Below are 24,412 nucleotides of genomic sequence, written 5' to 3' on the forward strand. Positions count from 1 at the left end.
CGGGGAGCCCAACGCCCGCCGGTCCCCCCTTAACGATTCTGGTGCACCGGCGGGGCAACCGGAACCCCTCCCGGCAATCTCCCGGCCAGCAGGTCATCAAAGAGCCTGAGGTGCTGCGCCACCATCCGCTGGGCGCTGAACCGCTCCTCTACTGATGCCCGGCAGCGTTCCCTGCTGAGCCCGGCGGCCGCCTCAACGAAGCCCCGCAGTTCCTCGGTCTTCCCGAGGAAACCCGTCCGGCCATGTTCCACGATCTCAGGGGCGGAGCCGATGCGCGTGCCGATGACGGGGGTGCCGGTGGCCAGTGCCTCGATCATGACCAGGCCGAAAGGTTCGGACCACTGGATGGGGTTCAGGAATGCCAGCGCCTCACCCATCAGCCGGTACTTGGTGGCGTCATCCACCTCCCCCACAAAATCCTCGTTGGGGCCAAGTATCGGCTCGATGACCTCGCGGAAATAGCGGATCTCCTCGGGCTCCCGCATTTTCACGGCGATCTTCAGGTGCACGCCCGCCTGCCGCGCAATAGTGATTGCCTCCAGCAGGCCCTTGTCCTCGCACGCCCGGCCCACGAAGCACAAGTAACCACCGCGTCCGCTTCCGACGGGGACAGCGGAAACATCCATCCCGTGATGGATCACCTGCGTGACGGGGACTTCCGGGGCATGGGACGCCTGGTCGCGCGATATCGCCACGATGGCGACGTCCTGGCCCATGGCCCGGTACAGGTCCTCTGCGTCCTGGTGGAGCGGCCCGTGGATGGTGGTCACCACCGGCACCTTTGGAGGCCTATGCGCGTAGAGGGGGCCTGCCAGGGTGTGGTCATGGATGATATCCACGTCCTGGAGGCCCTTGTAGGCGCGGATGACATGGCTGAGCTCAGACATCGTGAGGCCCAGTTCATCGCGGGATGCCGGCCGCATCCCGGGTACCTGCGGCACGGGGCAGGTACTTTCCGAAGGGGCTGCCAGCAGCACTTCATGTCCGGCCGCGGCGAACCCGCGCGCCAGGGTGTCCACGACTCTTTCAATGCCGCCGTAGGTGACCGGTGGAATCGGAATCCACGGTCCTGCAATAAGTCCGATACGCATATCCGGCCTCCAGAAAACGAGGCCCGAGCTCCCCAGCCGCCAGGCACATAAATCCGCAGGACATGCTTGTCCCGCGGTGTTCGACATTTCCATGGCGTCTGCTTCACCTACCTCAGAACTATTGCCCAGGATCGCCCCGGCCACAAGGGCTGAATGTGCCCCATCTCACGGCACGCGCCGGAATGGCCGCCAGGGCGGCCCGGTTATGCAGGGCATGAAGATTGAGATCTGGTCGGATGTTGCATGCCCGTGGTGTTTCATTGGCAAGCGCCGGTTCGAGGCTGCCCTGGCAGCGTTTCCCCACCGTGAAGCCGTCGACGTGGTGTGGCGCAGCTACCAGCTGGACCCAACACTTCCGGAGCACTACGACGGCACCGAACTGGAGTACCTGAGCAGCCGCAAGGGCATGCCGGCGCCGCAGGTCTCGCAGATGTTCGAGCACGTGGCGCAGCAGGCCAAGGGTGAAGGCCTGGACTACCGGTTCGACAAGGTTGTGGTGGCCAACAGTTTCACCGCCCACCGCCTGATCCACCTCGCGGCGGCCCACGCCAGGCAGGATGCGGCCAAGGAGCGCCTGCTCAGCGACCACTTTGAGCACGGCAAGGACATTGGCAGCCGGGAATACCTCACGTCCTTGGGCGCGGACCTGGGCCTGCCGGCCAGCGAGGTGGAGGAACTCTTCACCACCGACAAGTACTCGGACGAGGTCCGGTTCGACTTCCAGGAGGCCCAGGGCCTCGGGATCAGCGGCGTCCCGTTCTTCGTGATCGACCGGAAGTTCGGATTGTCCGGCGCCCAGCCCACGGAGACGTTCACCGCTGCCCTTGACCAGGCATGGCAGGACGCCAACCCCCTGGTCCTGGTCAATTCCTCGGAAGCTGACGCGTGCGGCCCGGACGGCTGCGCGGTTTAGCTCTTTTACTGACACATCGCGGTAAAGTGTCTGCATGCCCAGGATTTCAGCGGCCAGCAACGCCGAACAACGCGCGGACACCCAGCGCCGCATCCTCACCGCTTTCGGCGAGCTCCTTTTCACCCATGGCCTCCCGGGGCTGACCATGACGGATGTGGCCCGGCACGCAGGTGTGGGCCGCACCGCCGTGTACAACTACTACGCGGACATCGAAGAACTGCTGATCTCCTACGCCCTGGACGAGACCGAGAAGTTCCTCTCCGACCTGCGCGAATCGCTGAACCGTTTGGAGAACCCGGTGGAGCGGCTGGCACTGTACGTCCGCGCCCAGGTGGTTGACCTCAGCCGCCGCCACCTCCCGCCGGGGCCTGCCATGGGGGCGGTGCTGTCGCCGTCGTCCTTTGCCAAGCTCTCCGACCATGTGGGCGAGCTCAGCGTCCTGCTGCAGGGCATCCTGCGTGACGGCATGGAGCAGGGCTACCTGCCGGTGGCGGACGTGGGCCAGCAGTCCCAGCTCATTCTGGGCACCTTGTCCTCAAGTGCCGCGAGGGGCAGCGACGAGCCGGCCGAACTGGAGGCGCGCGTGGCGCGGACCGTGCGCTTCATCCAGTTGGGCGCCGGTGCAAGGTTCGACGACGGCGGCCGGCCCGTGCGCGTCGGCCAGCTCCCGGCTGTGGCCGGCTGAGTCCGGCGGTCAGGGCGTCGGAGCGGCGGCGGGCATGACGGGCAGCTTGTCCGTGTCCGCAGTGCGCCGGTTCTCCCTCGGGCAGCTGAGCTTTCCTGGTGTCTGGTCCACCAGTTCCGGCGGGACCAGCGCTTTGTAGTCCTGCGCCAGGATGACGTCCACGCTGGCGTCTGTCCTGCTGTCCTGGAAGTAATCCGATCCGGGCACATGGCGCTGCACCGTGAACGCCGCCGCCTGGCCTGCGGCGCCTGACACCACCGCAGCCACGCCCCGGTAGCCGGCGTTGATGTTCGACACGTTCCCCACCGCGAACTTGCGTGCCAGCAGTTCATCCGCCACGGAGCGGGCAAGGCCGGGCCGGCTGGTGGAGTTGTAGACGTTGAGGTTGATCTTGTCGGTGGGCGTGTAGTCGAACGTTGAAGCCGGACAGGATGACACCGGGGTCGGGGCCGGCTCGGCCGAGGGCAGCTTCAGCCGGCCGTTGATAATGGCCAGGGCAACGATGATGCCTGCGGCGATCACTCCGATGAGCAGGACCAGCACCACGCCGTGCAGCACGCGGCGGCGGACCCGGACGGTTTCGTCGGCGTCCCTTGCCGCTTCCATGGCGGCGCGCAGCTCAGGTCCGGAAACAACGTGGTGGCCATGCAGGATGCCGGGATCCTTTGGCCGCTTGCTAGCCATCGAGCACCAGGACCCGGGCGTGGATCGCGGTGCGCTGGTGCAGGGCGGTCCGCACTGCGCGGTGGAGTCCGTCCTCCAGGTAGAGGGTCCCTTGGTACTGCACCACGTGCGGGAACAGGTCACCGAAAAATGTGGAGTCTTCCGCCAGCAGCGCTTCCAGGTCCAGGGTGCGCTTGGTGGTCACCAGTTCGTCCAGCCGCACCGGCCGCGGCGGCAGCGATGCCCACTGCTTGGGAGTGCTGTAACCATGGTCGGGGTAAGGGCGGCCCTCGCCCACAGCTTTGAATATCACCATGCCACAGTAGGCACCGCGGTGCCCCAGCGAAAGTAGCAGGGCTGGCCCGCGCCAGGTTGTAGCCAAACAGTGACCATACCGCCACGAGGCCTGCTCCGCTGGCGCCCGCACGGGACGGCGGCGGTCCTGCTGACAGAATGGACGTATGACAGTATCCGAGTCCCCTGCCGTGTCCGCACCCGGAATCCGCCTGCCGTCCGCACCGCCGCTGGCGCTCCTGCTGGACGTGGACGGGCCGGTGGCCAGCCCGGTGACACGGGACGTCAAGCCCGCCATCATCCTGGACCTGGTGGCCCTCGCAGCAGCCGGGATTCCTGTCATCTTCAACACCGGCCGTTCCGACGCCTTTATCCGCGAGCAGGTCATGGAACCGATGATCGCGGCCGGCATTCCGGCGGGAACCGTCATCCATGCCATTTGCGAAAAGGGCGCGGTCTGGTTCAGCTATACGTCCGCCGGCCCCGGCCCCATCCACGTGGACCGGGAACTCGCCGTCCCGGCAGCGTACGGGGATGACATCCGCCGGCTGGTGGCGGAGGACTATGCCGCCCACATGTTCTTTGACGAAACCAAGCGCGCCATGGTCTCGGTGGAGCAGCACATCGACGTGCCCAGCGCTGACTACCTGGCGGAGCAGAAGCTGTTCGACGCCGAGGCGATGGAACTCATGGCACGCCACGGGCTGGGCGTTGTCCGGCTTGACCACCACGTGCCGAATTCCGACGACGAGGTGGACTACCGCGTGGATCCGACCATTATTTCCACGGACATTGAGTCCGTGCGGCTGGGGAAGGACCTGGGCGCCAGCCGCGCGGTGGAGCTCCTCGCGGCGCAGGGCATCACCCCGCAGGCGTGGCGGACCGTGGGCGATTCCCGCACCGATTACGCCATGGCGGACTGGCTGCACCACAACGACCATCCCGTGAAGCACGTGGACGTGCGGCCGGCGGACGGTGTGCCCAGCAAGCCCTACCCCGTGCTGACGGCAGCGGACCTGGGGCTGGAGTCCACGGTGATCCACGACGACGCCGGCGGCGCCTTCCTGCGCGCCTGGCGGGAGGCGCTGGACGCCTGAGTCCCTGCCGGGCGGGGATGCCCCGCGTGGCCGCAACAGCGCCGCGAAACCTTGTGTTACCCAGGCAGGACTATCATGCAGGTAAGAATGCCCACTTCCACCAGCACGGAGACAACCATTACAGAAGCACCGGTCCAGGACGAGGTCTACTACGGCGCCCAGGCGTCAGTGGAAGAACAATTTCACGCCGAGATCACATCGGCGGCGGCAGAACGGCGGCTGAGCCACCGGGCCGACGTCGTCCGGCACAAGGGCCGCTATGCCCTGATTAACGACACCAGGACCCCCTACCAGGCCATGGTGGAAGACCTGCTGTTCCTGCGGAACGTCCTGGCGAACGCCGGCCTGTCGTACCTCCTGGTCCGCGGCAACAATGACCGCCCCGTGCTGGCCCTGGACTGGAAGGATCGGAAGAAACTCCGGGCTGCCCTGGTGGAGGCGTGCCGGGACGAGCCCTTCTACTCCATGACCGTGGACGCGAAGAAGAAGACGTCCGTCCTGGTGGCGGACGGCGAGCTGTCCCCCAACCGGCAGGGACGCATCTTCCGGCTGTACCGGCCGCGGGTGGAGCCGGTGGGCGGTTTCGAGTTCGGCGCCTCTGCCGGCGTCCAGATTGAGCTGTGGTCCTTCGAGGGAGAACAGCTCATCCTTCCGATCGAGAACTCCCTGACCCGCAGGACGCTGCTGCGCCAGGATGCGGTCCGGGGCACCGTGGAGCGCTACGGTCACACGTGGCCCACCATCGAGAACATGTTTGCGGACCACGCCAGCGACATCAGCTTCGACATCGACATCGTGTTCTCCTGGGTGGACGGCAGCTCCCCCGAATACATCGCGGCCCGCCGGGCCCAGCAAAAGGGACATGTCCTGGGCGAAGGCGACGACCATGAGGCCCGGTTCCGGCAGATCAACGAACTCAAGTACGCACTGCGGTCCGTGTACATGTTTGCGCCCTGGATCCGCCGGATCTTCATCGCCACGGACTCCCCCGCTCCTTCCTGGCTGGCGGAGCACCCTTCCGTCACCATCGTCCGGAGCGAGGAGTTCTTCTCCGATCCCTCGGTGCTGCCCACGCACAATTCACAGGCTGTGGAGTGCCAGCTGCAGCACATCGATGGGCTGTCCGAGCACTTCCTTTACTCCAACGACGACATGTTCTTTGGCCGGCCGGTGGGCCCGGACATGTTCTTCACCCCCGGCGGCATCACGAAGTTCATCGAGGCGGAAACCAGGATTGGCCTGGGCGAGAACGATGCCGAGCGCAGCGGGTTCGAAAACGCCGCCCGGGTGAACCGCAAGCTCCTGTGGAACCGGTTCGGCCGGATCACCACCCGCCACCTGGAGCACACTGCCGCGCCCCTGCGGCGGAGCGTGGTGGGCCAGATGGAGGAGGAGTTCCCGGAGGAGTTCCGCAAGACGGCGGCCAGCCGGTTCCGTGCAGCGGACAACATCTCCGTGACCAATTCCTTCTACCACTACTACGCCCTGCTGACCGGCCGCGCCGTGACGCAGACTGCGGCGAAGGTGCGCTACGTGGACACCACCATGCGCTCGGGCCTGAAGTACCTGCCCAAGCTGCTGGCCAAGCGGAACATGGATTTCTTCTGCCTGAACGACGGCAGCTTCCCTGAGGTCAGCGCGGACGAGCGCGCCGAAGTGGTGACGGACTTCCTGGAAAGGTACTTCCCCATCAAGGCGCCCTGGGAGAAGTAGGCTGGCCGCCCATTGACCCTTCACTTCCAAAGCACTGGGGCAGGCTCCGTCAGGGAGCCTGCCCCAGTGCTCTGTGGAGCCGGTATTACCGGCTGGTAGGCACCCCGAGTTTGGTGCTGCCGCGCTGCTTGGTGGTTTCCGGGATCCTAATCCCGGCGGCCTCCAGCCGCCGGGCCGTCTCCTCGGGAGACACATACTCGCCAACGGTGGGGGCACTGCCCATCGGCACCACGGAGTGCACGATGGTGTGTTCATACACGTGCACCAGGTTGAACGCCTGGCCGCCGTCCTGCCCGCGGGTTCCGCCCACAGGTACATTAAGGTCCTGGGTGTAGCAGGAAGCCGACGCCACCGAGACGGGAACGCCGGCGAAGCTCGCGGTGGTGGAGTAGTGCAGGTGTCCGGCCAGGATGGTGCGGACATCCGAATTACGCACTACTGCGGCCAGGGACGCCTGATCGCGCAGTTCCACCAGCACCGAAAGGTCCAGCACTGACGGGACCGGCGGGTGGTGGAGGGCCAGGATGGTGCCGTCCGGGGCAGGGGTTTCCAGCTGGCGGGCCAGCCACTCCAGCTGCGATGGACTCAGTTCGCCGTGGTGGAATCCCGGGACGGTGGTGTCCAGGGTGATGACCCGCAGCCCGTTGATGAAGTAGCTGTGGTCAACCGGCGCGTCACTGCCGGGCTGGTCAAGAAGTCCCCTGCGGAAGTTGGCCCGGTCGTCATGGTTTCCCATGGCCCAGATGACCTGGGCGCCCATCTCCTTGCAGGCCGGCTCGACGATGGCCCGAAGCTTCACGTACGCCTCGGCATCGCCCTTGTCGGCAAGGTCGCCCGTGAAGATCACGGCCTCCGGCCTGGCCCCGGACGCTTTGACTTCATCGAAGAGCTGGATAAGCCTGGCTTCGCTGTCGACGGTTCCGTAGAGGGGTTCTGGACCTCCCAACAGGTGGGGATCGCTCAGGTGGAGTAGGAAGTGGCGTGGCCGGGGGTGTTCGGCCTCGATGTGCTCCATTGCTACCTCTATGGTCGGTGGGAAGCCGTTCTTCCCTTGTACCCTTCAGTAATATTTATCCAATCAGACATTTGGCAAACATGGGGTAAATCTCCGCCGCTGATGTGGAAAAAGTTACAAGAACTGCGCTTTTGCAGGGCAAATTCGGCGGGCCGCCCTTTATTCGAGCGCATGCTCGATGGCCTCGATGATCTCTGCAGAGTCGGGCTCGACCGTGGGGGCGAACCTCGCCACCACGTCCCCCTCCCGGTTGACCAGGAACTTCTCGAAATTCCACTTCACCAGCCCCGGCAATAGCCCGGTCTTGAACTTGGTGAGCTCCGAATAGAGCAGGTGCTGGTTCCTGCCGCGGACCTCTGCCTTGGCCGTCAACGTGAACGTGACACCGAAATTCCGTTCGCAGAAGTCAGCAATGTCGCTGTCCGTTCCCGGCTCCTGCCCTGCGAACTGGTTGCACGGAACGCCCAGGACCTCGAACCCCCTGTCGCGGAACTTGCCGTAGAGGGCTTCCAGGCCTGCGTACTGCCGCGTGAAGCCGCAGTTGGAGGCCACGTTGACCACCAACACCACTTTTCCCTTGAAATGGCCGAAATGTGTCCTGGTGCCATCGTTCAGGATCAGCGGGATCGGATAGAGGGGTCGCTGGCTGCGTGTCAGAGGAGAGATGTTCATGGAAGGGATTCGGTGCCGGCGGGGCGCCGTACGGGTCCGGGGTGGAAATTCCCTAGGCCGGGGGTGCAGTCGGTACTGGTTCTGTCGAGGTAGGTGTGGGGGTTGGCGTCGGCGTGGGGGCAGGCTCCGCGGGCGGCAGGGTCGGCGCAGGTGCCGGGGCGGTGGTGGTTGGTGCCGGGGCCGGCTCAACCGGTGCTGGGGCCGGGGCGGGAGCGGGCGCGGTCTCCACCGGCGTTGGCGCCGGTTCTGGGGCGGGAGCGGGGGCAGGTTCCACCGGTGTTGGCGCCGGAGCCGGGTCGGGGGCGGGCGCGGTCTCAACCGGCGTTGGCGCCGGAGCCGGTTCAGTGGGCGTGGGCTGGGCGGGAACCGGCGAAGTCGTCGGCGTTGGGCTTGCAGGGTCCGTGGGCGACGGCGACGGTGTGGGCGACGGCGTGGGACTTGGTGACGTCGGAGTTGGCGAAGTCGGGGTCGGCGAAGTGGGTGTCGGCGACGGCGTGGGACTTGGTGAAGTCAGGGTGGGTGAAGTGGGCGACGGCGATGGCTCCGTCGGTGACGGAGACGGCGTCGGGCTTGCCGGGACGGTCGACGGATCGCTGGGTGCCGGCCCGGACGAGGGCCGCGCGGCGCTTACCGACGGTTCAGCAGTCGGCGGTGACGTCGTCGTCAACTGCACGTTGGGAGCGGGCAGCACGATGCCCGTTGCCTGGGATGGCGACGGTGCCGGGCCGGGTACGAAAAGCGGCGGGAAGGGTGAAACCTGGAGCCCCGCTGCAGGGAGCCCGTCACCCGGATCAACCTGGAGGGGGATGGTCCAGCTGATCCTGCCGCCGGACAACCCCATACCCGGGGCGTACGACACCATCCCGGCCGGAAGGGCCTGGTCCAGCGCCCGGAGCTGGAGGAAGTTCCATCTCAGGGGGTTGGTGTAGCGGCCATTCAGGATTGCCTCGAAATGCAGGTGGCAGCCCGTGGACCATCCGGTGGTGCCAACGCGCGCGATGACCTGGCCCACCCGCACCTGGTCGCCGGTGTGCACACCAATGGATTCCAGGTGGTTGTAGGTGGTGATGAGCCCGTCGCCGTGGTCAATCTCAATCCGGTTGCCACCGCCCCAGGGGTGCCAGCCGGCTGCCCGCACAACACCGGAATCAGCGGCGTAGACCGGGGTTCCGCAGGGGGCTGCGTAATCCTGGCCCAGGTGGAAGTCTCCCGCTGCCCCGCTGATCGGGCTGACCCGGAACCCGAACGGCGAGCTTGGGTCCAGAAGTTGCAGTGGTGCCATGAGGAAGCCGGGCAATGGCCTGCCGGCACCGGCCGGGCCCAGCGTGAGGGCCGCCGCAGCGCCCTGGTCGGCGCCGCCAATGGACGTGTGCGGGAAGGCCAGGGCCACCTGCGGATTGGAGAAGATGGCCGGCGGAAGGGCAGTGGCGCCAAGCTGGTCCGTTGCCGTCGGGGCTGGTTCGCCGTGCCCTTCCCGGAGCTTCGCCGTTCCGGACGTTCCGTACGGGGCGGCACTGCCCGGAGTGGTCCCGGTGCCGGCCACCGATCGCGCCAACTGTGGCGGCTCAGCGGAGCCGGCGGAAAGGTTGACGGCGCAGACGGAGGCCGCCAGCACGCCGGCAGCAGCGACGGCCCGGGCAACGGGGGGAAAGGTACGCTGGTCCGGCTTGCGGTTGCCGGGCACGGAATTCTTGCCCAATTGACTGACTCCACGACGTGGCCTGCCGCACGGTGTCTCGACGGTATGTCCCATGGGACCACAGGACCGCAGGCGTGGAAACCCCATAGCCGGACAATGCGGGTTTTTTGTGGGTCGTTAGGGGGTGGAGCTGGGCTTCCCTGCCGGATCCAGCCGCGCGTGGCGCAAATGGGCGACAATGTCTCATGCGCAATGTCCTTCGTACCTGGCAGGACGAAATCAAAAAGACCTTCTCGGGCAGGGCCGACGCCCCGCCGGACTGGACGCTCAAGCTGGCCGAGGGCGACAACGCTGGCTACCACCTGCCCGGTTCGGCGGTGTGGGCGGTGCACGGCTCCATGACGCCCATCGTGGGTGGAATCCGCACGCTGCTCATGCAGTCGCTCCATCCTGGTGCGCTCGCGGGCGTGCATGAGCACTCCAACTTCCGTGACGATCCCCTGCGCCGGCTGGCCAACACAATCCGCTGGATCTTTACGGTCACCTATGGATCCACGGACGCCGCGGAGGAAGCAACGCGGCGGGTACGCCGCCTGCATGAGCCAGTCCAGGGCAACTACGAGGACAACGACGGCGAAGTGCGCACCTACAGTGCCAACGATCCGGGGCTGGCCAACTGGATCCACCTGGCCTTCACGGACGGCTTCCTCGCAGCCCACAGGATTTGGGGCGGGCCCATCCCCGGCGGCCCGGACGCCTACGTGCGGGAGTGGGCCCAGGCCGGGCGGCTGATGGGGGTGGAAGACCCGCCGCTGACGGAGGCGCAGATGCGCAGCCAACTGGAACGCTGGTACGCGCAGGGGGCGCTGCGGGCGGACGGCCGGGTCAAAGAAACGGTGGAGTTCATCCGCAATGCGCCGCTGCATCCGCTGCTGAAGCCTGGCTACCGGATCCTGTTTGCCGCTGCGGTCTACAGCCTGGAACCCCGGTACCGCCAGATGCTGGGGCTCTCTCTTCCACGGCTGGGCCCGTTTCCCCTGCCCGTGCGGTTAACCACAAAGGTGGTGCTCGGCGTCGTCCACCTGGCCCTGGGCGGTCCCCGGAGGCGGATGGGTCCCAGCGAAACAGCAGCGAGGCAGCGCCTGAGGCGGCTTGGTGAACCGCTGGCAGATCTGGCCTGACCATGAATCGGAAGGCTGCAACGGAGGCAAAAAAGCAAGAACCCGGCCCCGGGTTATCGGGGCCGGGTTCTTGACCGGCGGAGAATGGGGGATTTGAACCCCCGAGGGCGTTAACCCAACACGCGTTCCAGGCGTGCGCCATAGGCCGCTAGGCGAATTCTCCAACTGCTTCTGAATCAAAAGCAGGTACTAGATTACCTGAAGTTTTCCGCATCGCCCAATTGGCCCATCCGGCGGCGGTTTTCTGCCGGCTGCAGCCCGCCTCAAAGGGGCGCGGCGACAGTTGCCTTAACCTGAAAATGGACGCCCCCAATGCGCCCATTCCCTGTTGCACCGTTGAGCTGCCGGGTCCAACCCCGTTAAGCCAGGCCACGCAGCTCACAACCTTGAGATTGCCCCAATCGGTGTACATAGCCATGATCCCGGCTGGGGCGGGGATAAGCAATGCACATCCGTACCCGGGCATCCTCCCGCCAGCTGCCGCCGACCCGCCGGGCGGCGTGCCAGGGCCTCCGGCGGCGGCGCCGGGTCCGATTCGAGTCGGGCCGGATGTTCGGGTAAAGTATCTGACGGCCCCTCATGTGGCGTCATCCTGTTGAACTCCCCCAGGACCGGAAGGTAGCAAGGGTAGACGGGCTCTGGCGGGTGCATGGGGGGTCTTTACTATTCCCCCACAGGGCGGCATGATGTCAGCCCGGATTGGTAGGGTTTTCTCTGTGACAGTTACTACCGCCCTGTACCGCAGATACCGTCCCGACTCGTTCGCTGACGTTATTGGCCAGGAGCATGTCACCGAGCCGCTGATGACGGCTTTGCGGAAGAACCGCGTCAACCACGCCTACCTTTTCTCCGGCCCCAGGGGCTGCGGCAAGACCACGTCCGCCCGTATCCTGGCCCGCTGCCTCAACTGCGCCCAAGGCCCCACGGACACTCCCTGCGGAACCTGCCCCAGTTGCGTTGAGCTGGCCCGTGGCGGCTCGGGTTCCCTCGATGTCATCGAGATTGACGCCGCGAGCCATGGCGGTGTTGACGACGCCAGGGACCTCCGCGAGCGCGCCACCTACGCCCCCGTGCGGGACCGCTACAAGATCTTCATCATCGACGAAGCCCACATGGTCACCTCCGCCGGGTTCAACGCCCTGCTGAAGATCGTGGAAGAGCCGCCGGAACACATCAAGTTCATCTTCGCCACCACAGAGCCGGACAAGGTCATTGGAACCATCCGTTCCCGGACCCACCACTACCCGTTCCGGCTGGTACCGCCGGAGCCCCTGATGGCCTACCTGGAGCTTCTGTGCCGCCAGGAAAACGTTCCCGTCGCCCCTGGCGTCCTGTCACTGGTCATCCGCGCCGGCGGCGGCTCCGTCCGCGATTCGCTCTCCGTCCTGGACCAGCTCATGGCAGGCGCCGGACCCAACGGGCTGGACTATGAGCTCGCCGTGGCCCTGCTCGGCTACACCCACGCTTCACTGCTGGACGACGTCGTGGAAGCCGTGGCTGCTTCCGACGCCGCCACCGTTTTCCGCGCCGTGGACCGGGTCATCCAGACGGGCCACGATCCCCGCCGGTTTGTAGAGGACCTGCTGGAGCGCTTCCGCGACCTGATCATCGTGCAGGCCATGCCCGAGAGTGCCCACGCCATCCTGCGCGGGATGCCGGCGGACCAGATCGCCCGGCTGCAGAACCAGGCCCACAACCTTGGCGCAGCGGAGCTTTCCCGGGCCGCTGATGTTACCAACACGGCCCTGACCGAAATGACCGGGGCCACGTCCCCCCGGCTGCACCTGGAGCTGTTGTGCGCCCGGATCCTGCTGCCCAGCGCTGAACAGAATGAGCGCGGCATGGCCGCCCGGATCGACCGGGTGGAGCGGCGGCTGAACTACGCCGGGAACGACGTCGGTGCTCCCGCCACGGCAGCGCCGGCATCGGCGGAGGTGCCGGCGGCGGCAGTCCAGCCAACGCCAGTCCAGCCAATGGCCCCAGCTGCCACTCCCGCCGGTTCCCCGATGGATTCCCAGCGCGCGCACCAGCCGGTTGCCCCGGAGCCTTCTGCCAATACTGCTGCAGCCAAGGCTGCGGAGGCCCAATCCGCGTCGGCCCATGCCGGACCGGCTGCTCCCGCCACGCCCGGTTCCGGGGACGGACAGGTTGCTCCCGCCGCTGACGGCGCCCGCAGTCCCCTGACACCCCCGCGGGTCAGCACCAGCGACTGGCCCGTCGAGGCAGAACCGTCCCGGCCCCGGACGCCACAGGGCCCCCAAGGTTCTGCCCCCGGCGGGACCACCAACCCCACCCAGCGGGCCTCTTCAGGGCCGCAAGACCATGCAGCGCCGCAGGCCCAAGACACCGCAGCAGGCCAGGCCCAAGCTCAAGCCCAAGCAGCACCGCAGGGACAGGAAGACCGGCCGGCGCCCGGCCAGGCCGCGGCCACTCGCGTCCCGGACCGGCCCCTGGCCCAAAGCGACCAGGTGCCAGCCAGCCACGGGCCCGGCAGCAACTCCCCCGGCGCCCAAACGCCAGGCCAGCAGGTGCAAGGCCAGCAGGCCCCTGTTCATCAGGCTCCCGCAGCGCACCACCAAGCACCCGGCGGGTCGTCCCCGGCCAACCCCACGGCCATGGGCGACGTCGAGGTTCTTCGCAGGGCCTGGCCGGATGTCCTGCAGGCGCTGTCCAAAATTAAGCGCAGCACCTGGGCCCTCGTTGAACCCAATGCGCAGGTCCAGGCGTTCGACGGCAGTGTCCTGACCCTGTCCTTCACCACGTCCGGCCTTGCCGGCGCCTTCGGCAGGGCGGACCATTCGGACAACCTGCGCCAAGCCATCCACAAGACCGTCGGCATTGACTGCCAGATCCAGGCGGTTGCCGGCGGCGCCAGCCAGGCGAGCTCTGAGCCAAACCCAAAAGTTCCCGCCAGCCCGGTGGTTCCGGCCACCTCAGCTGACGTTGCCTGGGGCCTGGCCTCTGCCTCTGCCTCTGCCTCTGCCTCTGCGCAGGCAACCCCAGCGGTGCAGGTACCCGCTGCAGCGGCGGGCACCGGAACGCCGCTGGGCGGTAGTTCCGGAAGCCCAGCCGCTGCCGGCAGCTCCCCCGCCGCGGGAAGCACCGCCCCTTACGGCAGTTCGGGAAGTTCTGCTGTAACCGCAAGCCCGTCGGCCGCACCTGCAGCCGCCCCTTCAACTGCCGCCCCTTCTACTGCCACCCCTCCGGGTGCCCCCTCTCCGGGGGCACGCCCGGCGGCCGACGCCAACGCGAGGGGCAACCACGGCATGGATCCTGCGGGGTCTGGCCCCAGTGCCACTGCCGGTGCCAGCGCCCGGGCTGCAGGGACCGCTGCCGACACCTCCGGCACGAATTCCGCCCACCCCGCGTACCCGCCTGCCGGAGGCGACTATTCCTACTCCGATGACGATTGGGGACCGCCGCGGGATGAGGACGCTCCCCCGCTGGATGAGGAACCCCCCATGGACTGGGAGCCCTCCGCACGTCCGGGCAACCGGACGGCACCACCTTCCCCTGCCACTGGCGCCGACCAGGCGGCAGGCGGCGCCCACCCTGCAGCTGCCGCGCGCCCCCAGGGGACTGGTGGCCCGGGCTCGAGCACCGCTTCCCAACCTGCCGGCCAACCGGCTTCCCTGCCTGCTGGTGCCGCCCACGATCCCTGGACCCGGGCCGTGGAACAGGCACCCGGCGTATGGGTAGTGGGAGACAAGAGCAACGTCGGCGCCAAGCCGGAACCTGCATCCGCGAATGACAACATTGGGGCGTCCGCCACCGTCCCCCATTACGAGCCCGCAACCGCCCAAGTGCCGCCCTCCATTCCCGTGGCCCCGGCAGCCATGGCTGCTGCCGCAGCGGGGCCAGACTGGGCTGCGGGGGCAGTTTTCGGCTCCGGCCGGACGGAGCCGGATGCGGGGCCGTACCAGGCCCAATCCCCGGATCCTTCCCCGGTACCCGAGTTCGCCATGGCGGCCGCCGCACCGGCCCCGGTCACCCATGCTTCGGCTGCCCAGGCCACTGTTGCCCAGGCACCGGTTCCACAGCCAACCGCTTCCCAGGCACCGGTTGCACAGGCGGCCGCGCGTGCGTCCGTTACGCAGGCACCGGCCGCACCCTCCCGGCCGCAGCCGGGAAATGCCGTGCCGGCTTCTGCAGGAACTTCTGCACCGGCGGCCGGACGAACGGAAACGCGGCAAAGCCTGTACCAGCGGCTATCCAACAGCCCCGAAGCTGAGGCAGGACGGGCCAAGGCCCCGGCCAGGGCCGCCGCGGCGCCGAGTGCCTACGTCCAGGACATACCAAGCGCCGACGATGAAACCATCGAGGAATCAGGCGTTTTCGGCCGGGCCGCCGTCGAACGCATCCTGGGCGGGAAACTGATCGAGGAGCGGTCCCTGGACGGAAGCCCGGTCACGCCACGCTACTGAAGGCCCAGCCTGCGGCCGGGCCTTGCCGATTGATTGATTCATCCGCTATTCACACCAAGCTAAAGAGGGAAACGTGTACGAAGGTGCTGTCCAGGAGCTGATCGATGAGCTTGGACGCCTTCCGGGCGTGGGGCCCAAGTCCGCACAGCGGCTGGCATTCCACATCCTTGAAGCCGACCCCCAGGACATGAAACGGCTGGTTGAGGCCATCACCACCGTCAAGGAACGGGTGAAGTTCTGCACCGTCTGCGGCAACGTCACGGAGCAGGAACTGTGCAATATCTGCCGCGATCCCCGCCGCGACCCCGCCGTGATCTGCGTCGTGGAGGAGTCAAAGGACGTCCTGGCGGTGGAGCGCACCCGTTCGTTCCGTGGCCGGTACCACGTGCTCGGCGGGGCCATCAATCCCATTGCGGGCGTGGGACCGGAGCAGCTGCGGATCCGCGAACTGCTCACCCGGCTTAACGACGGCGAGATCCAGGAAGTCATCATCGCCACCGACCCCAACCTGGAGGGTGAGGCAACGGCCACCTACCTGGCCCGGATGCTCAAGACGATCGGCATCGCAGTGACCCGCCTTGCCTCCGGACTTCCCGTGGGCGGCGACCTGGAGTATGCCGATGAGGTCACGTTGGGCCGCGCCTTCGAAGGACGCCGGAACGCCCTGGGCTGAGGCACCCGGCGGCCTCCCGCCGTCGTACTCCCGCCGGGCCGGACGTGCCGCAGCCCTGCCCGCGGGTACCACGGCGCCCTATGGCCGGAATGTGGTCACAATTCAACGTCCCTCCGGGCGCGGCGATAAACTGTGGAGGAAAGCCGCGCCGTCCAGCGTCAGGCTGCCTGGCCTCCAGAACTCCAATTGATCCGATGAAGGTACGCGCATGAGTACGCCCACCACCGAAGTGCACAACGCAACACAGCCGCTGGCGGCACCCGCCTCCGGCGCGGTGACCAAACAACTCATTGTGCAGAAGTTCGGCGGCTCCTCCGTCGCGGACGCTGACGGCATCAAGCGCGTTGCAAAGCGCGTCGTGGATGCCCAGCAGGCCGGCAACGAGGTCGTGGTGGTCGTCTCGGCAATGGGCGACACTACGGACGAGCTCCTGGACCTCGCCGCACAGGTGACCGACTCCGCCCCCGCCCGCGAAATGGACATGCTCCTGTCTGCCGGCGAGCGCATTTCCATGGCGCTGCTGGCCATGGCCATCAACAAGCTCGGCGCTTCCGCCCAGTCCTTCACCGGGTCCCAGGCCGGCATGATTACCGACGGCATCCACGGCAAGGCGCGGATCATCGACGTCGACCCCCACCGCATCCGCACCGCCCTGGACAAGGGCAACATCGCCATCGTGGCAGGCTTCCAGGGCATGACCCGGGCCACCAATGAAATCACCACCCTGGGCCGCGGGGGTTCCGACACCACGGCCGTGGCACTCGCGGCAGCCCTCGAAGCGGATGTCTGCGAGATCTACACCGACGTGGATGGCATCTTCACCGCCGATCCGCGCGTTGTCCCGTCAGCCCAGAAAATCGACACGATTTCCAGCGAGGAGATGCTGGAACTGGCGGCCTCCGGCGCCAAGATCCTCCACCTGCGCTGCGTGGAATATGCCCGCCGGTTCGGCGTCCCGCTCCACGTCCGCTCCTCATTCAGCCAGCATGAAGGCACCTGGGTCATCCCCAGCGCCGACGACAAGATCACCACTCAAGAGGGAGTTGCCTTGGAGCAGCCAATCATCTCCGGCGTTGCGCATGACCGTTCCGAAGCGAAGGTCACCGTGGTCGGCGTCCCCGACATCCCCGGCAAGGCCGCCGCAATCTTCCAGGTCATCGCCGACGCGCACTCGAACATCGACATGATCGTGCAGAACGTGTCCACCCACGGCACGGGCAAGACCGATATCTCCTTCACCCTGCCCATCGTTGAAGGCGCCGATGCCCTGGCCGCCCTGCACGCCGCGCAGGACCAGATCGGCTTCGAGGCCATCGAATACAACGAGCAGATCGGCAAGCTGTCCCTCATCGGCGCCGGCATGCGGTCCCACCCCGGCGTCTCGGCCACGTTCTTCAAGGCACTCTCCGACGCCGGCATCAACATCAATATGATCTCCACCTCGGAAATCCGCATCTCGGTGGTCACGCACGCCGATCTGCTGGACGAGGCCGTGCGCGTCATCCACAAGGCGTTCGGGCTCGACACCGAAAGCGAAGCGACGGTATACGGCGGCACCGGCCGCTGATCGCCGACGAAAAGCCGGGCTGCCCTTTCCTCAAAAGGAGAAGGCAGCCCGGCTTTTTTGTTTCTGGAAGCATCCAGGAAGAATCAGGTTTCGCGTTCCAAATCTTCACGGCGTACCGCGTAGTGGTGGCCGGTTGAGTCGGTCTCCACCACGAAATGCGAAAGGTCCTCTTCCGAGGCCTGCTCGAATTCGTCGTGTTTGTGCACCACGGGCGCGTCGGCGTCCAGTCGGGTGGCAGGACCAAAGACGAAGCGCAGCCTGTCAGTCAGGCCCATGAAGCTGGTGAGGACATGTGCCACTGTTTTCCACCCCCTTCCCGACCATCGGGCGAAAGTGCAGCAGGCCCCGGCAGGAACCAGTGCCCCCATTTTATGCCCGGGACGCGGAAAAGGCTCCGGCGTAAAGCGGAGGAATCGCTACCGCAGGGAGCGGTCTTCAGGATTCCGCGGGACAACATACGTGCTGCCGTCCGGCCTGGTGATGGTCTCCCACTGTTGGGTCTCCGCCTGGCGCTGGGCCAGCAGGCGGCGGTTCTCGTCAGTCATGTCGTGCGCCAGCGCGGTGCGGCTAGCGGGACCGAAAACGGCCCGCAACTTCCCGGTGGCGCGCATGAAGCGCTGGGAGGCATTGCCCTTGTCCGCGGACCTGTCCCTGCCCATGAAGAGGTTCCTTCCACTCACTGTCCAACCTGCCACCAATGTACACTAATCATTAGTGCACTAACAATCGGAGGACCAATGACTGCCACAGCGGCAACGGACTCAAAAGAAACTGACGCAGCACACGAGGAAGACCTGCTCCTCGAACATCAGCTCTGCTTTGCGCTGACCGTGGCTGCCCGCAGCGTGGTGGGCGCCTACAAGCCCGTGCTCGAGAAGCTTAACCTCACCCATCCGCAGTACCTGGTAATGCTCTGCCTGTGGGAAGACAGCCCCCGCACTGTCCGGAACATCAGTGAAGCCCTGGCCCAGGAACCGGCCACCATCTCCCCGCTCCTGCGCCGTCTGGAAGCGGCGGAACTCATCACCCGGCGCCGTGCGGACGGCAATGAGCGCGCACTCGCCGTCGAACTGACACCCAAAGGCGCCGCCCTGCGGGAGCAGGCGCTCCGGGTGCCGGGGACCATGATGGAGCGGCTGGGGTTGACCCGCGGACAGGTCACCGAACTGCACGCGTCCATGATGGGGCTGATCGCCGCCACCTCCCAGTGAGTGATTGCGGCCAAACGGAAACCTGCCGCCGTACGCCAAGCGACTAGAATTACTGGACGAAGGAGAGGTGGCCTGATGCGGAAATTTCGGATGCTCGCGGCATTCCTGGCGGTCGGCGCCGGGCTGATCTCCGGTTGCAGCGGCACCCCTGACAGCGGCACGTCCAAGGGCACAGCGCCTTCCTCCGCCTCAACCTCCACGGCTCCGGTAAGCTCCCCCGCGGGCTCTGCAGCTCCCTCCCCCGACACCGAAACTTCAGTGCCGGCTCCTGCCCCCGCCACGTCACGGCCAAGCAATGGCCCGGGGCAGGGGAACGCTGAACTCGCCATCACCCTGGTGCCATCCCCGGGCGCGCCCGAGGTCAACTACACCCTGGTCTGCTCCTCAGGTGAGCCGGCCGCGGAAAGCAGCCATCCCAACGCCGCTGCCGCCTGCGCGGCACTGAAAGCCAATCCGGCCATCGCCGCTCCGGCCGCGCCCGGAACCGCACAGCCCTGCACCCAGCAGTATGGCGGCCCCCAGACAGCGGCCGTCACGGGCATGGTGGACGGCGTCGCCGTGGATTCAAAGTTTTCGCGGACCAACGGATGCGAGATCAGCGCGTGGGACGCTGCCAAGGACGTATTGGGCGCATCCGGTGGAGCCTCTTAAGCTCCTGGCGGCGGACACTGCGCAGGCAAGGGAAGAGGCCCACCTGCAGCGCGTCAGCCGCTATGCCGATCCATACCTGGCCCGGCGCTCCGCGGGACAGAAACACCCGGTGGAAGACTTCCTCTTCACCTACTACACCCAGAAGCCCGGCCAGCTGAAGCGCTGGCACCCCGGTGCCGGCGCAGTCCTCACCGGCGCCCAGGCAGCCGGACGGCTCGGCTGGAAGCATTACCGGACGCTCGACGACGGCGAGCTTGCCGCCCTGGGACTGGCTGCGGGAAGCACCGCGGTCACCTTCGACCGGCACGCCTTTTTGGCCGACCGCAGCGATGCAGTGGCCTTCGCCGGCATCATCCTCCGCGGCACCGCCGCCAGGCCGGCGCAGTTTGGCTGCTTCGGACTGCACGAGTGGGCCATGGTCTACCGGCAGGACAAGTTCGACCTCCGGCATGAGTACCTGCAACTGCGGCTGGGTGCGGCCGGTACGGACAAGGTGGTGGAGGACAACAGGATCCGCTGCACCCACTTCGACGCGTTCCGGTTCTACACCCCGGACGCCATCCCGCTCAACGAGCATTCGCCCAGCCGGGAATCGCAGCGGCACATGGAGCAGCCGGGATGCCTCCATGCCAACATGGACCTCTACAAATGGGCCTATAAACTGCTGCCGGCGCTGCCCAGCGAGCTGGTGATGGACTGCTTCGAACTGTCATGGCGGATCAGGGCCATGGATATGCAGGCATCCCCCTACGACCTGGCCGACTGGGGGTACCCCGCCATCCCCATTGAGACGCCCCATGGCAAGGCCGCCTATGTTGAGCACCAGCGCTCTTTCACAGCGGAAGCGGGTGCACTGCGCGAACGGCTGGCAGCGGAACTCGGGGTCATCGCGGAAGGAGCGCCACGGTGATAGACCTGACCATCAGCATCCGGGACCACCCCGACGCTCCCGAACACGTGTTCCGGCTGGTATCAAAGGACGGGCACCCGGCTGCCGGGACCACCCTGCCAGAGCCCGTGGCCGCCCTTGCCGCCGTGGAGCGGTTCGGCGAAGACATCTTTTTCCCCAAGCCGGGGCCGCCCAAACTGTGCACGCAGCAGTACGGGGGCCCGCAGGTTGCCGTTGTCACGGGTATGTACCGTGGGCGCGCCGTCCACGCGGCCTTCTCCCGTACCGACGGCTGCGAAATCGCCCGCTGGAAAGCCATGGGCCCCCTGCTCGGCGGGACGGCCACGTAGCTTCCTGCGGCAGCAACGAGCCAGGAACGACAGCGGCCGGAACGAAAAAGGTCCCGGGCGGCCTGACGACCACCCGGGACCTCCCCCCATGTCTTCCCGGTCAGGCGGCGGGTACCGCCTGCGCCAGGCCAAGCTGGGGAGCGCCGGCCGGGGCGGGCGCGGAGCCCGGTCCCACCTCCACGTTCACCCACGTTTTGATGCCGTTGCTGCCAAGGCTCAGCCGTGAGAGGTAGGAACCGTCAGCAAGGCCGGTCCAGTTCAGCGTCGCCGAGGTGGCGGTTCCGTTCGGCGCCACGATGGGGTTCGGGTTCACCGTGAGATTGCCCGCGTCCCCGGCGAAGGTCACGGCCTGGACGGAGGCCGTGGCGGGGCCGTTGTCAGGTGTGGCGTACAGGTTGGCCACCACATAGTAGGTTCCGGGACGGGGTGATTCCAGGTCCAGGAACTCACTGGCGGATGCTGTTGCCACCTGGGTGGGCGTGAGGCCACCCGCTCCGTTCGGGGCGTAGACCACCATGTCCCAGTCGACGTCGTTCGACTGCGCCTGGACGCCGAGCCGGGCAAACGACGTGCCGGCCGGCACGTCTACCTGGACCAGGGCATTGTGCGCATCGTTCGTCGGGGCATACGCGCCCGGCGTCTTGGTGATGGCGGTCTGGCTCAGCGGCGCCAGTCCTTCGACGGCGACGGCGATGGGATTGTCCGAACCGGAGACAAGCTCCATGGTGCCGCTGCCGGTGCCCGTGGCCGAGCTGAAGGTGAAGGACGGGGCGATCTGGGCGTCAACGGGGCGGATGGCGATTGGTGACGCCACCGTCCGGGGCCCCTTCCAGGTGAGGCTTCCCGTGCTGAATTTGCCCATTGGTGCGCTGACGTTCCGGATGGTCAGGGTTACGTCACGGGTCTGGCCTGCCTTGGCGAAGTTCAGGGCCTTGGGTTCGACGTTGACGTTGAAGCCCGGCATGTTCACCTCGGGACGGTACATGCCCGGCACCAAGGCGGTCACCTTGCGCTTCACCTGGACCTCTCCAACCAGGCTGCCCAGGGCGATCGAGGGCAGGTTGAGGTCGCGGGCGGCGATGGTGCCTGCCTGTGGCGCTCCGGTCTGCACCCCTTGTCCGTTCAGGAAACCAAGCCAGTCCTGGATGCCGGAGTCGTAGACCAGCCCGGGATCAAGCACCCGGGTGGAGTCGATGTGGCCGGCGCCGCCCTGGAAGGGATCCGCATTGGGGGTGCCGTCGGCGTTGACCAGCGGATAGGCCGTGGTCATCATGGCGGACTTCACCCTGGCGGGAGTCCATCTGGGCTGCTTGCCCAGCACCAGGGCGCCGAAACCGGCGATGTGCGGGGCCGCCATGGAGGTACCGGACATGAATCCGAACTGGGCGCCGTGGTTGCCGATGGTGGAGACGCCGGCCAGGACGTTCACACCGGGGGCAGAGATGTCCGGCTTGAGCAGGTCACCGCCGGATGCCAGGGTGGGTCCGCGGGATGAGAAGCCGGCGATCTGGGGTGCGGCTGCCGGGGGCAGGCCGGTCAGGTCGCCCTTGACCAGGCTGACGGTCAGCGCCGGGTTGGCTTCCAGCTTGGATTTCAGTTCCAGGCTCTTGGGGGCATTGACGTGGACGGTGGGAATGACGTGGTTGTCGGCGTCCTCGGAGCTGCTGGTGAGGTTGACCAGGATCATGCCCACGCCGCCCTTGGCCAGGACTTCCTGGCTCTTGGCGGTCCGGTCCACCACGCCGCGGTCGCAGACGACTACCTTGCCCTCCACTTTGCCGGCGTCAAGGGTTCCCGGACCGCAGAGGTTGGGGTTGGCCGCGCCGGGGGCCGCGGCAGCAGCAGCCACGACAACGGGCTTGTCCGCCACTTCCGACTTCATGATCGACGCGCCGCGGTACAGCGACCCGTCGGACACCTTGACCGTTCCCAGCAGGTCACTGGGGAAGGTGGACGCAGCAACCGTGGTCAGCCACGGGGACGCGTGGTTCACCGTGGAGGCGGTCGGGCCGGAGTTTCCGGCGGAGGCCGAGACGAAGATCCCGGCGGCGGCAGCGTTCAGGAATGCCAGCGCCACGGGGTCGGTGGTGCTGTTGTTGTTGCCCGAAATGGAATAGTTCAGGACGTCGACGCCGTCCTTGATGGCCGCATCCACGGCCTCAACCGACGCCGAGGAGTAGCAGCCGCCCGTGTCCGGGTTGGTGTCCTCCCAGCAGACCTTGTAGACCGAAACCTTGGCGGCGGGGGCGATGCCGGAGCTCTTTCCGAAGCTGGCTCCGTCGATCACCTGTTCGATGTTGGCGTTGCCGGCGGCCGTGGTGGCGGTGTGCGTGCCGTGGCTGCCCACGTCCACCGGGGAGATCTGCTCTTCCGGGGCGCGCTGTGCCGGTGGCACGTACTGAAGGAAGGAATCCGCGAAATAGCGGGCGCCGATGACCTTGGAATTGCAGAGCGATCCGTCAAAGGATGCCCCGGTCCCCTGGCCTTTTTGGCATTCGCCCTCGAAGGTTGTGCCGTCCGCTTTGAGCATGGCAATCCTGCCGTCACCGGTGCGGTAGGGAACGCCGACCTGCGGGTCGCCCTGCAGCGGCTTCAGCGGTTCGCCCTGGAGGAAGGGGTTGTCCGGCGCGTAGCCGGAGTCGATAACACCCACCACGACGCCCTTGCCGGCGTTGGCTTCGCCGTCGAACTGCTGGGCCCAGGCGCCGTCGGGGCCGGTGAGCTTGAGGAAGTCGGTGGTGGTGTAGTCGGGCTTGTTCTCGACGTCCGGTGCCACGGCCAGGACCCGGCTGTCCTTTGACAGTGCTGCGGCCTGCACTGCCGTCAGTTCCGCCGTGAACCCGTTAAGGGCTGCGGTGTACTGTTTGGCGGGGGTGGCGCCCTGGGCCGCTGCAACGTCCCGCTGCTGGGTGCGCAGGTGCGCGTCGTACGCCTTGTAGTTGGGACTGCCGGCGTCGAGCTTCCTGCCCAGCTGGGGCTTGGTCGCACCAAGTCCTGCAGCTCCCCCTTCGTAGGCCGCGGCGGCCGGACCGGCGAGTACCACAATGTACCGGCCGTCCTTGAACTGACTGTCCTTTGCGCTGGAGGAAACATTTCCCGGGCCTTGGACGCCAGGCGCCGCCGAGGCGGGAGCCACGGCCAGCGAGCTCAGGATCAGGGGCAGCCCGACGGCCAGCGCGGCCGCCTTCCGGAGTCCCCCAGCCCGCGAAGGGCTCTTTCCAGTTGATTTCACGTGCAACCCTTTCACGATGTGCGGCCCATACTTGGTGGGCGCCCCAATGACTGGCACTGCAGAGGGAATTACAGGTTTTGTAATTTGCCGCGACCAGACTGTTCACAGAGTACAGACTGATAGCGCGATATGACATAGAGCACATTTAAGAAAATTCCGCTTGTCATACGGGGAACACCGAAGGAGTGCGGAACTAAAAAAGGGCGCCCCGAAGGACGCCCTGCAAGGAGCGGAGGAAGCCTGCCCGTGCTACTGCCGGGGAGTGCGCACCACATCACTGATCCATTGCCTGGTCTTTTCATCCACAGGCCCGGCCACCCGGGTCTCGCGGGCCAGCCGGTCCGCTTTCACCTTCTGGAACACCATCCGGCCCAGACCGGCGAACACGGCAGCGGCAACCACCGGCAACAGCACGGACTTCGAATTCTCAGCCATCCAGCAATCCTAGTGAA

Annotated in this window: 22 protein-coding genes, 1 tRNA gene and 1 other RNA gene; 13 read left to right on the forward strand and 11 right to left on the reverse strand. The window is 66.7% G+C overall.

Annotated features, from left to right (window positions below):
• Positions 1-29 precede the first annotated feature (29 nt).
• Positions 30-1,091, reverse strand: coding sequence for a glycosyltransferase family 4 protein (locus tag PUN51_RS11250; RefSeq protein ID WP_159633452.1), 1,062 nt, complete (start codon positions 1,089-1,091; stop codon positions 30-32).
• A 214-nt stretch (positions 1,092-1,305) separates the two neighbouring features.
• On the opposite strand from PUN51_RS11250, the gene PUN51_RS11255 reads away from it, so the two are divergent.
• Both PUN51_RS11255 and PUN51_RS11260 read left to right on the forward strand, forming a co-directional pair.
• Positions 1,306-2,004, forward strand: a complete 699-nt coding sequence (locus PUN51_RS11255; RefSeq protein WP_275180980.1) for a DsbA family oxidoreductase — start codon at positions 1,306-1,308, stop codon at positions 2,002-2,004.
• 34 nt (positions 2,005-2,038) lie between these two features.
• Positions 2,039-2,689 (forward strand): TetR/AcrR family transcriptional regulator, encoded by a 651-nt coding sequence (locus PUN51_RS11260; protein WP_159633458.1) that lies wholly within the window; start codon positions 2,039-2,041, stop codon positions 2,687-2,689.
• A gap of 9 nt (positions 2,690-2,698) precedes the next feature.
• On the opposite strand, the gene PUN51_RS11265 is transcribed toward PUN51_RS11260, so the two are convergent.
• Together PUN51_RS11265 and PUN51_RS11270 are read right to left on the reverse strand one after the other, a co-directional pair.
• The gene (locus tag PUN51_RS11265) at positions 2,699-3,373 is read right to left on the reverse strand and encodes a LytR C-terminal domain-containing protein (RefSeq protein ID WP_275180981.1); all 675 of its coding nucleotides are present in this window, start codon (positions 3,371-3,373) and stop codon (positions 2,699-2,701) included.
• Positions 3,366-3,665, reverse strand: coding sequence for a type II toxin-antitoxin system VapB family antitoxin (locus PUN51_RS11270; RefSeq protein ID WP_026264985.1), 300 nt, complete (start codon positions 3,663-3,665; stop codon positions 3,366-3,368). The genes PUN51_RS11265 and PUN51_RS11270 overlap by 8 nt, the downstream gene beginning before the upstream one ends.
• A gap of 148 nt (positions 3,666-3,813) precedes the next feature.
• Between PUN51_RS11270 and PUN51_RS11275 the strand changes: the two genes are divergently transcribed.
• Together PUN51_RS11275 and PUN51_RS11280 are read left to right on the forward strand one after the other, a co-directional pair.
• Positions 3,814-4,743: a hypothetical protein gene (locus PUN51_RS11275; RefSeq protein WP_224024757.1), complete on the forward strand. Its 930-nt coding sequence runs from the start codon at positions 3,814-3,816 to the stop codon at positions 4,741-4,743.
• Between the two features lie 75 nt (positions 4,744-4,818).
• A complete protein-coding gene (locus PUN51_RS11280; protein ID WP_275180982.1) occupies positions 4,819-6,456 on the forward strand; it encodes a stealth family protein in 1,638 nt (545 codons plus the stop codon).
• Positions 6,457-6,541: 85 nt separating this feature from the next.
• Here PUN51_RS11280 and PUN51_RS11285 read toward each other — a convergent pair whose 3' ends face one another.
• The 3 genes from PUN51_RS11285 to PUN51_RS11295 form a co-directional block, all read right to left on the reverse strand.
• Positions 6,542-7,471 (reverse strand): phosphodiesterase, encoded by a 930-nt coding sequence (locus tag PUN51_RS11285; RefSeq protein WP_159633470.1) that lies wholly within the window; start codon positions 7,469-7,471, stop codon positions 6,542-6,544.
• Between the two features lie 159 nt (positions 7,472-7,630).
• The gene (locus PUN51_RS11290; protein WP_275180983.1) at positions 7,631-8,143 is read right to left on the reverse strand and encodes a glutathione peroxidase; all 513 of its coding nucleotides are present in this window, start codon (positions 8,141-8,143) and stop codon (positions 7,631-7,633) included.
• 52 nt (positions 8,144-8,195) lie between these two features.
• Positions 8,196-9,842 carry a M23 family metallopeptidase gene (locus tag PUN51_RS11295; protein ID WP_275180984.1) on the reverse strand — a complete coding sequence of 549 codons (1,647 nt, stop codon included), beginning with the start codon at positions 9,840-9,842 and terminating at the stop codon, positions 8,196-8,198.
• Positions 9,843-10,027: 185 nt separating this feature from the next.
• On the opposite strand from PUN51_RS11295, the gene PUN51_RS11300 reads away from it, so the two are divergent.
• Complete coding sequence (locus PUN51_RS11300; RefSeq protein ID WP_275180985.1) at positions 10,028-10,963, forward strand: oxygenase MpaB family protein; 936 nt, start codon at positions 10,028-10,030, stop codon at positions 10,961-10,963.
• Between the two features lie 78 nt (positions 10,964-11,041).
• Here PUN51_RS11300 and PUN51_RS11305 read toward each other — a convergent pair.
• Positions 11,042-11,126 (reverse strand) — tRNA-Ser (locus PUN51_RS11305).
• A gap of 405 nt (positions 11,127-11,531) precedes the next feature.
• Here PUN51_RS11305 and ffs point away from each other — a divergent pair.
• The 4 genes from ffs to PUN51_RS11325 all read left to right on the forward strand — a co-directional run bounded on the left by ffs (position 11,532) and on the right by PUN51_RS11325 (position 17,627).
• An RNA gene (gene ffs, locus PUN51_RS11310) (signal recognition particle sRNA small type) lies at positions 11,532-11,628 on the forward strand.
• Positions 11,629-11,649: 21 nt separating this feature from the next.
• Positions 11,650-15,387, forward strand: coding sequence for a DNA polymerase III subunit gamma and tau (locus tag PUN51_RS11315; RefSeq protein WP_277999470.1), 3,738 nt, complete (start codon positions 11,650-11,652; stop codon positions 15,385-15,387).
• A gap of 73 nt (positions 15,388-15,460) precedes the next feature.
• A complete protein-coding gene (recR, locus tag PUN51_RS11320) occupies positions 15,461-16,060 on the forward strand; it encodes a recombination mediator RecR (protein ID WP_141158226.1) in 600 nt (199 codons plus the stop codon).
• 208 nt (positions 16,061-16,268) lie between these two features.
• Positions 16,269-17,627, forward strand: coding sequence for an aspartate kinase (locus PUN51_RS11325; RefSeq protein WP_224024744.1), 1,359 nt, complete (start codon positions 16,269-16,271; stop codon positions 17,625-17,627).
• Between the two features lie 83 nt (positions 17,628-17,710).
• Here the strand turns inward: PUN51_RS11325 and PUN51_RS11330 are convergent, their stop codons facing one another.
• Together PUN51_RS11330 and PUN51_RS11335 are read right to left on the reverse strand one after the other, a co-directional pair.
• Positions 17,711-17,926: a hypothetical protein gene (locus tag PUN51_RS11330; RefSeq protein WP_159633488.1), complete on the reverse strand. Its 216-nt coding sequence runs from the start codon at positions 17,924-17,926 to the stop codon at positions 17,711-17,713.
• Positions 17,927-18,043: 117 nt separating this feature from the next.
• Entirely contained in the window at positions 18,044-18,286 is a 243-nt protein-coding gene (locus PUN51_RS11335) for a hypothetical protein (RefSeq protein WP_159633491.1), read from the reverse strand.
• A gap of 78 nt (positions 18,287-18,364) precedes the next feature.
• Between PUN51_RS11335 and PUN51_RS11340 the strand changes: the two genes are divergently transcribed.
• The 4 genes from PUN51_RS11340 to PUN51_RS11355 all read left to right on the forward strand — a co-directional run bounded on the left by PUN51_RS11340 (position 18,365) and on the right by PUN51_RS11355 (position 20,728).
• Complete coding sequence (locus PUN51_RS11340; protein WP_159633494.1) at positions 18,365-18,838, forward strand: MarR family winged helix-turn-helix transcriptional regulator; 474 nt, start codon at positions 18,365-18,367, stop codon at positions 18,836-18,838.
• 75 nt (positions 18,839-18,913) lie between these two features.
• Positions 18,914-19,489: an SSI family serine proteinase inhibitor gene (locus PUN51_RS11345; protein WP_275180987.1), complete on the forward strand. Its 576-nt coding sequence runs from the start codon at positions 18,914-18,916 to the stop codon at positions 19,487-19,489.
• A complete protein-coding gene (locus PUN51_RS11350) occupies positions 19,476-20,399 on the forward strand; it encodes a 3-methyladenine DNA glycosylase (protein WP_370871739.1) in 924 nt (307 codons plus the stop codon). Before PUN51_RS11345 ends, PUN51_RS11350 begins: the two co-directional genes overlap by 14 nt.
• Positions 20,396-20,728, forward strand: coding sequence for a serine protease inhibitor (locus PUN51_RS11355; protein ID WP_275180988.1), 333 nt, complete (start codon positions 20,396-20,398; stop codon positions 20,726-20,728). Before PUN51_RS11350 ends, PUN51_RS11355 begins: the two co-directional genes overlap by 4 nt.
• A 100-nt stretch (positions 20,729-20,828) precedes the next feature.
• On the opposite strand, the gene PUN51_RS11360 is transcribed toward PUN51_RS11355, so the two are convergent.
• Together PUN51_RS11360 and PUN51_RS11365 are read right to left on the reverse strand one after the other, a co-directional pair.
• Positions 20,829-23,960: a S8 family serine peptidase gene (locus PUN51_RS11360; RefSeq protein WP_275180989.1), complete on the reverse strand. Its 3,132-nt coding sequence runs from the start codon at positions 23,958-23,960 to the stop codon at positions 20,829-20,831.
• A gap of 249 nt (positions 23,961-24,209) precedes the next feature.
• Entirely contained in the window at positions 24,210-24,395 is a 186-nt protein-coding gene (locus PUN51_RS11365) for a hypothetical protein (protein WP_159633506.1), read from the reverse strand.
• Between the last annotated feature and the right edge of the window lie 17 nt (positions 24,396-24,412).

Origin of the sequence: Arthrobacter sp. NQ4 (assembly GCF_029077345.1) — a bacterium.
In the GTDB taxonomy this organism is placed as follows: domain Bacteria; phylum Actinomycetota; class Actinomycetes; order Actinomycetales; family Micrococcaceae; genus Arthrobacter.